14 protein-coding genes are annotated in these 10,683 nt (G+C 71.1%); 5 read left to right on the forward strand and 9 right to left on the reverse strand.

All coding sequences use genetic code 11. The features are described 5' to 3' along the window. Positions 1–167: 167 nt before the first annotated feature. From AB8Z75_RS24415 to AB8Z75_RS24440, 6 genes are all read right to left on the reverse strand, one after another. The gene (locus AB8Z75_RS24415) at positions 168–689 is read right to left on the reverse strand and encodes an STAS domain-containing protein (protein ID WP_369205467.1); all 522 of its coding nucleotides are present in this window, start codon (positions 687–689) and stop codon (positions 168–170) included. 220 nt (positions 690–909) lie between these two features. Beyond that, positions 910–1,953, reverse strand: coding sequence for a YihY/virulence factor BrkB family protein (locus AB8Z75_RS24420; RefSeq protein WP_369205469.1), 1,044 nt, complete (start codon positions 1,951–1,953; stop codon positions 910–912). Positions 1,954–2,151: 198 nt separating this feature from the next. Beyond that, positions 2,152–2,748: a hypothetical protein gene (locus AB8Z75_RS24425; RefSeq protein WP_369205471.1), complete on the reverse strand. Its 597-nt coding sequence runs from the start codon at positions 2,746–2,748 to the stop codon at positions 2,152–2,154. Beyond that, positions 2,745–3,875: a DUF6286 domain-containing Asp23/Gls24 family envelope stress response protein gene (locus AB8Z75_RS24430; RefSeq protein WP_369205473.1), complete on the reverse strand. Its 1,131-nt coding sequence runs from the start codon at positions 3,873–3,875 to the stop codon at positions 2,745–2,747. Before AB8Z75_RS24430 ends, AB8Z75_RS24425 begins: the two co-directional genes overlap by 4 nt. Further along, entirely contained in the window at positions 3,872–4,057 is a 186-nt protein-coding gene (locus tag AB8Z75_RS24435) for a hypothetical protein (RefSeq protein ID WP_369205475.1), read from the reverse strand. Before AB8Z75_RS24435 ends, AB8Z75_RS24430 begins: the two co-directional genes overlap by 4 nt. 122 nt (positions 4,058–4,179) lie before the next feature. Continuing rightward, positions 4,180–4,674 carry an Asp23/Gls24 family envelope stress response protein gene (locus AB8Z75_RS24440; protein ID WP_369205477.1) on the reverse strand — a complete coding sequence of 165 codons (495 nt, stop codon included), beginning with the start codon at positions 4,672–4,674 and terminating at the stop codon, positions 4,180–4,182. 204 nt (positions 4,675–4,878) lie between these two features. On the opposite strand from AB8Z75_RS24440, the gene AB8Z75_RS24445 reads away from it, so the two are divergent. The 5 genes from AB8Z75_RS24445 to AB8Z75_RS24465 all read left to right on the forward strand — a co-directional run bounded on the left by AB8Z75_RS24445 (position 4,879) and on the right by AB8Z75_RS24465 (position 7,868). Then, a complete protein-coding gene (locus tag AB8Z75_RS24445; protein ID WP_369205479.1) occupies positions 4,879–5,433 on the forward strand; it encodes an RNA polymerase sigma factor in 555 nt (184 codons plus the stop codon). Next, entirely contained in the window at positions 5,424–6,272 is an 849-nt protein-coding gene (locus AB8Z75_RS24450; protein ID WP_369205481.1) for an Asp23/Gls24 family envelope stress response protein, read from the forward strand. Before AB8Z75_RS24445 ends, AB8Z75_RS24450 begins: the two co-directional genes overlap by 10 nt. Beyond that, a complete protein-coding gene (locus tag AB8Z75_RS24455; protein WP_369205483.1) occupies positions 6,262–6,597 on the forward strand; it encodes an Asp23/Gls24 family envelope stress response protein in 336 nt (111 codons plus the stop codon). Before AB8Z75_RS24450 ends, AB8Z75_RS24455 begins: the two co-directional genes overlap by 11 nt. 210 nt (positions 6,598–6,807) lie before the next feature. Further along, a complete protein-coding gene (locus AB8Z75_RS24460; RefSeq protein ID WP_369205485.1) occupies positions 6,808–7,236 on the forward strand; it encodes an ATP-binding protein in 429 nt (142 codons plus the stop codon). A gap of 116 nt (positions 7,237–7,352) precedes the next feature. After that, positions 7,353–7,868 (forward strand): VOC family protein, encoded by a 516-nt coding sequence (locus AB8Z75_RS24465; protein ID WP_369205487.1) that lies wholly within the window; start codon positions 7,353–7,355, stop codon positions 7,866–7,868. 139 nt (positions 7,869–8,007) lie between these two features. On the opposite strand, the gene nrfD is transcribed toward AB8Z75_RS24465, so the two are convergent. The 3 genes from nrfD to AB8Z75_RS24480 all read right to left on the reverse strand — a co-directional run. Continuing rightward, a complete protein-coding gene (gene nrfD / locus AB8Z75_RS24470; RefSeq protein ID WP_369205489.1) occupies positions 8,008–9,030 on the reverse strand; it encodes an NrfD/PsrC family molybdoenzyme membrane anchor subunit in 1,023 nt (340 codons plus the stop codon). Beyond that, positions 9,027–10,148: a 4Fe-4S dicluster domain-containing protein gene (locus AB8Z75_RS24475; RefSeq protein WP_369205491.1), complete on the reverse strand. Its 1,122-nt coding sequence runs from the start codon at positions 10,146–10,148 to the stop codon at positions 9,027–9,029. The genes nrfD and AB8Z75_RS24475 overlap by 4 nt, the downstream gene beginning before the upstream one ends. Continuing rightward, on the reverse strand, positions 10,145–10,683 hold a 539-nt coding region (locus AB8Z75_RS24480; RefSeq protein ID WP_369205493.1), incomplete at its 5' end, for a molybdopterin dinucleotide binding domain-containing protein. The genes AB8Z75_RS24480 and AB8Z75_RS24475, both read right to left, overlap by 4 nt.

A 10,683-nucleotide genomic window follows, 5' to 3' on the forward strand; every position in this document is an offset into this window, starting at 1 on the left:
GCTCCGGGCTGTGCAGCGGGATACCCGGGTCGACACTGCCGGGGGGGGGGGGGGGGGGGGGGGGGGGGGGGGGGGGGGGGGGGGGGGGGGGGGGGGGGGGGGGGGGGGGGGGGGGGGGGGGGGGGGGGGGGGGCCAGGGGATGGCGGGTCGGCCGGAGGTCGCCGGCTTACGTTCGGGTGTCAGGACCTCTGGAGTCCAGGCCCATCGGGTCCAGCGGGAGGTGCGGGTTCGCGTCCTGCTGCCACGAGGTCTCCAGGGGCTCCGGGCTGTGCAGCGGGATACCCGGGTCGACACTGCCGACGGGCGGCCATTCCGGGCGTTGATCCGCGGGCAGCGTGCGCAGCGCCTCGCTGACGCTGGTGAAGACGGGCAGCACCTCCGTGCTGCCCGTGAGGGCGAGCACCGCGGCCAGCCGCCGTCCCACGCAGGCGAGCAGGAGACTGCCCTCTCTCCGGTGCAGCAGCCAGCGCAACGCGAGCAGGCAGTTGAGCCCCCGCGAATCACAGAAGACCAGGGCGGTCACATCCAGCACCAGATGGCGGTACCCGGAGGTGACCACAGCACCGATGCGGTCCAGATAGAACTCTTCCGACGCCCTGTCCAGTTCACCGCTGAACCGTAGTACCGCGCACTCGTCCTTGACGGTGAGCGGGGTGATGGTCAGACGGTCGTTCTCCCGCGACCTCACTCCGCCTCCGTCCCCCGGCAGCGTGCCGGTGCTCTGTGCGCGGCTGCCCGGTCACAGACGCGCGCTCTCCGAGTATCCCAAACCAGACCATTCGAACAGGCCTCCCCGGAGTGGAGCCCGACAAACCCGGCAACCAAGCCAGCGTGCATCAGACACCCCCACACTGCCGCGCACAAGCGAGACTGTCGGTCAAGGAGGGGATCACCCCCGCCCGTCGCTCTCAGCCCTCGCTCGACACCACTTCTTGCGTACGCTTCCGTCGTTCCCGTCCACGGAGATCGTACGTCCCGCTTGCCGAAAGTGACGGCGCGTCGGCCGAGTCGCTCTCCTCGGCGTCGCCCTCCGGTTCGCCTTCACCCCGGTCGGGAGGAGCCGCGCGCGTCGCTCTCTGGCCTGTCTTGCCGAGTGGGCCGGTCAGTTCCGCCGTAAACTGCGCACCAGCCAGCAGGGACAAGTTGGACAACCACAGCCAGATCAGGAAGACGACGATCCCGGCCAGTGAACCGTACAGCCTGCTGTACGCGCTCAACGACGCGCACAGGGTGAACCCCGCCGAGGCGACCAGCCACAGCAACGCGGCCAGGACCCCGCCCGCGAGCCGGTAACGCCGCGCCAGGGGCGTCGCGGGCCCGGTACGGAAGACCACCACAACCAGCAGCGTGACCAGGCACAGCAGCACCGGCCACTTGAGCAGCCCCCACACCACGGCGCCCGTGCCGCCCATCCCCAGCCAACGGCCGATCGTCTGCGCGACGGGCCCCGAAAGAGTGAGCACCAGAGCGCTGGTCACCAGCAGCCCCAGTGCGGCGAACGCCGTCAGCACGATGCGGTGCGCCTTGCGCAGCACCGGCCGCCGATCCTCCACCGCATGCATCGCGTGCAGCGCCCGCCGGAACACCGCCAGATAGCTCGATGCCGACCACATCGCACTGATCCCGCCCACTATGACCACCGTCAGTGCCGCCGACCGCTCATCCGCCATGTTGTGCAGCGCCTGGTGAAGCGACTCGCCGGCCTGTGCCGGCGCCCATGCCGTGATGTGCTCGATCAACTCGTCCGTGGCGGCCGGGCTGACCAGCCCGATGAGCGAGACCGTCACCAGCAGCGCGGGGAGCAGCGCGAGGATCGCGTAGTAGGTGAGGGCTGCCGCCCAGTCCGACACGTCGTCGTTCCACATCGAGAGGGGCGTGCGACGGAGTGCCGTCCGCCAGTCCCGAGGCGGCCGTGACGCGGTGCCGCCGGTGGGTGCCTGGGGTCTTGCCATGCTTCCTCTCTCGCCTGTCGCTCGGGCCCGGTGGGGGGTGCGGACGACGCTGCCGGGGTGCGCGCGTCGCGCTGCCCCGCCTAGGGGTCTGTCGGCCAGCGTCCGTGCGGCAGGACGGAGGCGGGGGCCGATCGGTGGTCGGAGCTCCGCTGCGGCAAGCCGTCGCCAAAGGCCGGCCGCTCGGTGCGGCTGAGCTCGCTAGGCGGCGCGCTGGGAACGGTGTGAGCGTACGCTGATCCGGACGTCCGCTCTGACCTCCCGAGGCGCTGCCGTGGACCGTGCCTGGGCGAGCGATTCATCGAACAACTGTCTGAGGACAGTCTCCGGTCGGGCGCCAGGCTCCAGCCGGATGTGGATGTGCGCCCGCAACTCCCGCGCCCTGGCCCGCACCCGTACATGGGCGCCCGCTACCGCGGGCAAGGCGCGCACCTCCCGCGTCAGCGCATCCGCCAGGGCATGCGTGCGTACGGTGACTTCCGGGTGGGAAAGCGGAAGCACCCGCAACCCGCCCTGCCTGGCCAGGGCGAGAAGCCACAGCAGGAGCGCCAGAAGCAGCAGCGCCATACCGGCGATGACCAGAGGCGTCCACCACCCGTGCTCCCGCAGCTCATTCAGCCCCGCGCGATCCAGCAGCACCGAGCCCGGTTCGACAGTGGGCCACCAGGAGGGCAGAGGGCGGCCCACCCGGTCGGCGACCCAGGACGACGTGCTCAGCAGCCACACGCCACCGGCAAGCAGTGCGGCACCGGTCAGGAGCAGCAGCGTCCTGTTGGCGGCCTTACGTGAACTGCTCATGCCTCCCGCTTCTCCTCTCCTTCGTCGCCGGGGCCCGGCGACGAGCCGGCCTCCGTGTCGGAGCTGCCCGATGTGCCCTCAGTCGTACCGGTCGTCCTGCCGGCGTCTCCACGAGGTGCGCTCTCCTCGCCCAGGAGCCCCGGACCGGCTGAGGCTGCGGCGGTGCCGCGGCCGGGTGTAGGGGGTGACCCGCCCGGGGCGGGGGWCTCCCCGGGCGGGCGCCAGTGGGGTTCGGGCCGGACGGTGACCCGCACCCGCGGCGCGCGGGCCAGACCGCAGCCGCGCAAGGCCTCGGCGGCTGCGCCTCGCACCGCCTCCCGCGTGGTGTCACGCTCGCCGAAGCTCACTGCCGCGCGGACCCGGACACGGCGGCGCCCGCAGCGGACCCCGACGTGGGCGACGCCTTCCACGGCGAAGACCGCATCGCGCACGAGGGTGGCCACGGAGGGGCGATCCAGCGTGACACGCGTCCCCTCCCCGGGCGGGGTGACCGGCAGGAGCCTCCGCAGCCCGGGGGTGAGAGCCAGCCACGCCAGTCCGAGCCCGGCCACGGCGGCCACCGCACCACCCGCTGTGACGGACGCGTCGCCCGGACCGTGGCCGGAGAGCCACTCGACGAGCCCCCTGCGCCACGGGGACGGGGCGCGGGCCGCGGTGTGCACGGACACCACGTCAGCAAGCAGCACGGCGCACGCCATCAGCCCCAGCAGAATGAGCAGCGCCATCGGCACTCTCCGGTGCGACCAGGGACGCGGCGCCCGGCGCTGTGGCGCGGCGGACGGTTCCGCGGGCGTACCGGCAGTCGGCCGCTCCGTGAACCTGTCGGCTGCCGGGTGGCTCGCCAGGCCGCTCACCCGTACCCGGGCCTTGGCGACCGTCAGTCCCGTCAGCCGCGCGGTCCGGTGCGTCAGATGCTGCTGCACCCGGGTGCCGGTCTCTTCCAGCGCTGTCGGGTAGGGGAGTGTGACGTCGACGGCGACGTGGGTGCGCTGCCCCTGCACGGAGGCAGACGTGTCCGTGACCACGACCTCGCCCTTGGGCAGCGCTTCGGTGGCGGCCCGTTGGGCGATCCGTCGCACCGCGCGGTCGGCGACGGTGGTGGAGCCGCGTCGGCCGGGCTCGATCACCGGCGCCTCCGATCAGCGCCGCGCAGGAATTCCCGCCAGTCCAGGCCGTCGTCCACCATCCGGCCGACCGCGAACCCCACCGCTCCCAGGGCGGCCACCAGCAGGAACGCCCCGAAGCCGCCGAACCACGCGGCGAACGCCAAGGCCATGCCGACCACCAGGCCGATCAACGCTCCGTTCACCCTCTTCTCCCCTCACCTCGTCCGTCATCGCCCCACGCGTCCAGCCGACGTCCTCCAGACCGGGCCACGCCGACCGGGGGCCCGGTCGCGCGTCCGCCGGGACCGGCACGGCGCTTCCCGGATCACTCGACGCGGGTGTCCGAGCCGGTGTCTTCCTCGTCGGGCAGGTGGATGTCGTTGACCGCGACGTTGACCTCGACGACTTCCAGTCCGGTGATGCGCTCCACTGCCGAGATCACGTTTTCCCGCACGTCGCGGGCGACATCCATGATCGGGACGCCGTACTCCAGGACCAGGTCGAGATCGATGGCGGTCTGCCGCTCACCCACCTCCACCTTGACGCCGCGCCCCACGTTGGGACGGCCGCCGGGCACCCGGTCACGGACGGCGCCGATGGTGCGGGAAAGGCCGCCGCCCATGTCCCAGACGCCGGGGATCTCCCGCGCTGCCATACCCGAGATCTTGACCACCACGACATCCGCGATCGACGTCTTGCCTCGGGTGGGCGCCGGCTCCTCGGAACCCGGGGCGCCGCCGCTCACGGTGGTGGAACCGGGCGTCTTGGCCTGGTTCAGCTTGCTCTCCGCCGGGTTGAGGGTCTTCTGCGGTGTGGTCATCGTTGCCTCCTCGATGAGTCGGGATCGTGCGTGTCTACTGCTTCCGACACACCCGGCGCCGATCCGTTACGCGGATGCGGGAAGAAAAATTTCTGAGAAACGGTCACCGTGACCGCGTAACGCGAGCGGCAGCCGGTGTGTCCAACCCGCAGAGGCGAGTGAAAGGAGCCGCCGTTGCCGGGGGATGAGAAGACGAGGCCGCCAGTGGACGCGGAGGGCGTGTTGCGCGACGCGCTGCTGGCCGTGCGGGCGGGGCAAGGGGATGAGGAGGCTTTCGAAGACCTCGTACGCCGCTACGCGCCTGCGCTGCTGCGGCTCGCGACACGGCTGCTCGGCAACCGAGCGGAGGCTGAGGACGCGGTGCAGGAATCACTGGTGAGCGCCTGGCGGAAGCTGCCGGAATTCCGGCAGCAGGCCAGCTTCCAGACGTGGATATACCGCATTGTGAGCAACCGCTGTCTCAACGTGCTGCGTAGTCGCAGGCCCCTTACCGGCCTGGACAGCATTCCCGAGCCCGCCGCGCCGGACCACCTGGTCTCCCCGGAGCGGTCGGCGGAGTCACAGGCGGCGGCCAAGGCGTTGTTCGAGGCTCTTGCGCGGCTCTCACCCGAGCAGCGCGTGTGCTGGGTGCTCAGGGAGATGGACGGGCTGTCCCATGAGGAGATCGCGGAGACGGTCGGTATCCGCCCGGAGGCGGTTCGGGGACGGGTTTTCCGCGCGCGGCGCTGTCTGACGGAGGCGATGGGCGCATGGCGATAAACGACGAGACCTATCCGGCGCACGGAGCAGACGGAGACCAGGACGGGCATCTCCCGCAGGAGGAGGCCGCTCCTGCGGGAGCGATCAGCCCGGCAGAAGTTCCCACCATGGGCGAAGAGGATGCCGCGATGGAGGAGATCGAGGATGAGGGGGTCGATGAGCGGCTGCCGTGCGGCCGGCTGCTCTCGGAGGTGTGGGAAGCAGAGGACCAGGGGGTGGGCGACCCGCATCTGCGCGAATGCCCGCACTGCTCGGCGGCGCGTGCGGAGCTCGGTCTGCTCGGTGACACGGTGCGGAACGTGCTGGCCTCGGAGCCGGGGGACGGAGACGGACGGGGGTGGGACACCACGGCACTGACCGCGCGGGTCATGGACGTGGTGCGGCTGGAGTTGCGCCCTGGTCGCCCCCTTCCGCTGGGGGAGACGACTGAGGACCTGTGGATCATGGAGGCGGCTGCGGCGAAGACGGTGCGGGCCGCGGCCGAGTCACTTGAGGGGGTGCACGCGGGCTCCTGCCGCATCGGCCCGCCACTGGAGCAGTTCGTCTCCGCCGGGCCGATGGAGGAGCGGCGCTGCCCGGCCCACGTGGAGCTGGAGGTGGCCGTCTCCGATCTTGCTCCGTTGCGGGAGGTGGCCGACGGGGTGCGTGAGCGGGTGCGCATGGCGGTGGACCACGAACTGGGGATGGATGTCGCCGCCATCGACATCCGGATCACCGACATCTACGCCGACGAGGATGACGACGAGGAGATAGCCATGCCGGGGCGGCCGGATCGCGTGCGGAGTGGACCGGGGCGAGCCGCGGCCGGTGGCTGGGAGGTGACCATCGATGACCGGTGACGAGCGGGAGCAGCGTGTCGCGGCCGTGGCGGCAGCGGCTCTCCAGGTGCCGGGTGTCGCCTTTCTGAAGCCTGGCCTGGCAGGCAGGCTGCGGGCCTCCGCCTCGGCTCTCGCCAGGGCAGGAAGGGGCTCAGACCGCCGCCAGACCGAACCGACGGCAGGCGTCCGGGTGCGCCCCGGCTCGCCGTGGACGGCGGAGGTGTACATCGTGTTGCAGCGTGGTCACCGAGCGCTGGATGTCACTCGCGGGGTGCGGTCCGCGGTTGTGGATTCCTTCGGCGAAACGCCGGTGCGTGTCACCGTCACGGTCTCCGGAATGGTCTGACCTCTCTCAGCTCCGCACGGGCCGATGCATGAAGACGGAAGCGCCGGGTAACTGACCCTGCATCCGTTCGAGCGTTCACGCGGGGCACCGTTCGGCGGGCGGCGGAGTGGCACGCTTTGCGTACTACTTCGCCGGGGAGAGGAAAGACCCCCACATTCGCGAGGACCGGCCGTTGTCCACGGTGAGCGACCGCGAAGACGGGAGACAGACATGGATCAGGCAACAGCCCTTCAGGACGAGGAGGAGGAAACTCTTCCGGCGGCCATGGCGCAGACCACTTATGTGAGCAGCAGTTTCGAGGCTCGTCGGCTCACCCGGGATTTCCTCACCACTCTCGTGCCGCCGGTCTCGCAGGAGACCAGGGAGGTCTTCCTGCTGGTGGTATCGGAGCTGGTGACCAACGCGCTGCGGTACGGGAACGGGGTCACGGACTTCCAATTGGGAGCCACGCGCGACACCCTCACAGTTGACGTGGGGGATTCCAGTTCCGCGCTCCCGAGGGAGCGGCCTCCGGGGAGCCTTGAGGGCGGGGAAAACGGAGGCTTCGGCTGGCCCATCATCCGCCACCTGGCCCACGACATCACCATTCGGCTGCGCCGCAACAATGGGAAGATCATTCACGCGGGTATTCCGATGTAAGAACAGTCCGAGAGCTGCGGAGCCCACCCGGAGGTGGTGGTAAGGAGCGTGAGGACGTTGCGCGAAGCTCAAGGCAGCTCGGTGAAGCGGTTACGCGGGTGAGGGTGGTACGGGAAATGCACGTCGTACGGGGAATCGACCACATCGGAGTGACCGTTCCCGATATCGAGGCCGCTACGGAATTTTTCGTTCGGGCGCTCGGGGCCGAGAAGCTGTACGACACGCTGCCGCGGGAGGAAGGACCCAAGGGGGGTGAGGAGACCGTACGGCGTCTGGGAGTACCAACGGGTACCGAGCAGGTGGCCATGCGCATGCTGCGCCTGCCGCGCGGTCCAGGACTGGAACTGTTCGAGTTCAGCGGACCCTGCCGGCGCGAGGCGGCGGTCCCCAGCGATCTGGGCTGGCAGCATCTGGCCTGCTATGTCGAGGATCTGTCCGCTGCCTGTGCGGCCGTCCGCGAGGCGGGCGGGACGGTGCTGGGTGAGCCCCGCCCGCTGCCGGGCCCCGAGGCCGGTCCCCGCAACCGGTTTCTCTACTGCCGCACCCCCTGGGGGAGCACCCTCGAACTGCTCACCTACCCCGATCCGATGCCGTACGAGGACACCACCGAGCTGCGCCGCTGGCGTCCCTAGCGTCTCCCGCCCTCAAATCTCTCACGCGGCACTCCGCCAAATCTTTCACGCGGCGCTCGGCTCGGCTCTGCTTGGCTCCGCTTGGCTCGGCCCAGACGTGTGGGCGGTCATGTGGGCGGTCCGTGGTCTGCGACCGGTGTCAGGCCGGTTCGGAGGGCGGCGTGTGGTCCTGCTCCGTCGCCGAGGCGGCCATGGTGGCCTGGGCGGCCTCGCGGGCGCGTAGCCGTTCGCGTTGCGGCACCACGGTGTATTTCGGATCGGCCAGTGCCGCGCGGCCCGCGTGGAAGACCCCCAGCCGGGTGCAGACCGATCCGGCCAGCAGCGCTGCTCCGCTCATCGCCGCCAGCCCGCGGTTCCGGCCGCCCACCGCGGCGCCGGCCAGCGCCCCGGCCGCGGTGAGCACCTTCGCGGAGCGCATCAGCCGTCCCGCGAGCCCCTCGCGGTAGGTTTCGGCGACGATGCCCAGCCGGGACTCCATCCGGTGGGTCGCTGCGGCTTCCAGCCCGGCGCCGAAGAGGGCGGCGTGCCGTGCGGGCCGGTTCTCGCGCAGGGGCGCGGCCAGCAGCGCGGTGCCGGCCGCGGCAGCGGTGGCGGAGCCGGCGAAGACGAAGGGCAGTTCGCGGTAGCCGTCGTGCCAGGCGGGAGTCGCCGTGTCGGCGGCCAGTACGGCCGTGTAGGTGGCGACGGCGGGACCGAGCAGTGCCGCGCCCGCGGTGGCGGCGTCCCCGGCGCGTGGGAGGAGACCGGTCACGTCGGAGACGGCGGCGGCACCGGTCAGCGGGCCGTAGGCGGCCAGCAGCCAGGAGCCGACGCTCATCGGGGAGGTGGGTTTGAGGACGCGCAGCATGTTGGCGAACCTGGCGGGTTTGCCGAGGTCGTGGACGAGGGCCGCGGCGGAGCCCGCGATGGCCACCGTGGAGGTGATCTTCATGGCGCGCGCCGTCACGGGCCGCTTCGTCGCCCTGGCTCCGGCGGCCAGCAGCGAGCCGGCTCCGGCGAGTCCGCCGAGGAAGAAGTAGCCGCCGATGTTGAGGGCTTTCCACTCGGGGGTGTTGAGGATGGGCTTGCCGTAGTAGGAGGTGAACTCGGCGTCGGGGACGACCGTCTGTTCGCCTCGGCGCTTGCGGCGCCGCTTGCCGCCGTTGAGCGGGGCCGTCGTCATAGCTGCCTCCTTGCGAAGATGCCGCGCGTGGTCTGCGGTTTGCCGCTTGCCGCGAAGGCGGCGGCGAGCCCGCCCAGCAGGGTGAGCGCGGCTGCGCCCGCGTGCTTCCACATGGCGGGCAGGTCACGGGTGGTCACCACGGGATCGGGTGGCAGGCCGTAGACCTCGGGTTCGTCGAGTAGCAGGAAGAACGCGCCGTCGCCGCCCACGCCGTCGTCCGGATCGTGGCCGTAGAGCCGTGCGTCGGGTACGCCTGCGCGGTGCAGTTCTTCGACTCGGGCAGCGGCCCGTTCCCGCAGTTCGTCCAGCGGGCCGTACTGGATCGACTCGGTGGGGCACGCCTTGGCGCAGGCGGGCGTCTGGCCTTCGCCGAGCCGGTCGTAACACAGGGTGCACTTGAAGGCGCGGCCGTCGTCGGGGCGCTGCTCGATGACGCCGTATGGGCAGGCGGGTACGCAGTAGCCGCAGCCGTTGCAGATGTCCTCCTGCACCACCACCGTGCCGAATTCGGTGCGGAAGAGTGAGCCGGTCGGGCAGACGTCGAGGCAGGCGGCGTGTGTGCAGTGCTTGCACACGTCGGAGGACATCAGCCAGCGCAGTTCGGAGGAGCCGGAGCCCTGTGCCGCCAGGGCGAAGACGTCGGCGTCCTCTTCCGTCCCCGCGGGGTGCGGTTCGCGAGGTTCGTCCCCTTGGTGCCGGCGGTCCTTGGGCGCCACCGGTTTGCTCTGTTCGATGAAGGCGACGTGCCGCCAGGTGGACGCGCCGAGTCCCTGGGTGTTGTCGTAGCTCATCCCGGTCAGCTCCATGCCGTCTTCCGGGATGGCGTTCCACTCCTTGCACGCCACCTCGCACGCCTTGCAGCCGATGCACACGGAGGTGTCGGTGAAGAAGCCCACGCGCTCGGCGGTGGCCGTCACCTCGCGGGCCCCCGTACCACCGGCCACGGTCGCCCCCGTGCCGCCGGACGCTCCCCTGCTGCCGGTGGACGTGGTGTCGCCGCTACTGCCGATGGACCTTGCGCCGATGGACTTCGTGCTGCCGGACGCCTCCGTGCTGCCGGTGGACGTCGTGCTGCCGCTACCGCCGATGGACCGCGTGTCGCCGTCGCCGCCGGTCATCCCCGTACCTCCGTTCCGGTGTGTTCGGTGATGCCCGCTCGTTCGCGGTAGTCCGCCAGGAGGGTCAGCAGTTCGGGACCGCGTGGGCGGCGGCCCGGCCTGATGTCGGCGGTGAGGGCCTTGACTTCCTGGATGTGGACGTTCGGGTCGAGCGCGATGGAGGTGAGCTCGTTGGCGGCGTCGCCCCGCGCGTAACCGTTGCGCCCCCAGTGGTAGGGCAGCCCGATCTGGTGCACGGCGTGGCCGCCCACCCGCAGGGGGCGCATCCGCTCGGTGACCAGTACCCGTGCCTCCACGGCGCCGCGGGCGGTCACCACGGTGGCCCATCCCTTGTGTTCCAGGCCGCGCTCGGCGGCGAGCTGGGGGGAGACCTCGCAGAAGAACTCGGGCTGGAGCTCGGACAGGTACGGCGACCACCGGCTCATGCCGCCCGCCGTGAAGTGCTCGGTCAGCCGGTAGGTCGTCACGACGTAGGGGAAGACGCCGGTGCCCGCCTCGTGGCCGCTGGGATGGTACGCGTTGGCCGGGTGGGGGT

It is taken from the genome of Streptomyces sp. PU-14G (assembly GCF_041028275.1).
Classification (GTDB): Bacteria; Actinomycetota; Actinomycetes; order Streptomycetales; family Streptomycetaceae; genus Streptomyces.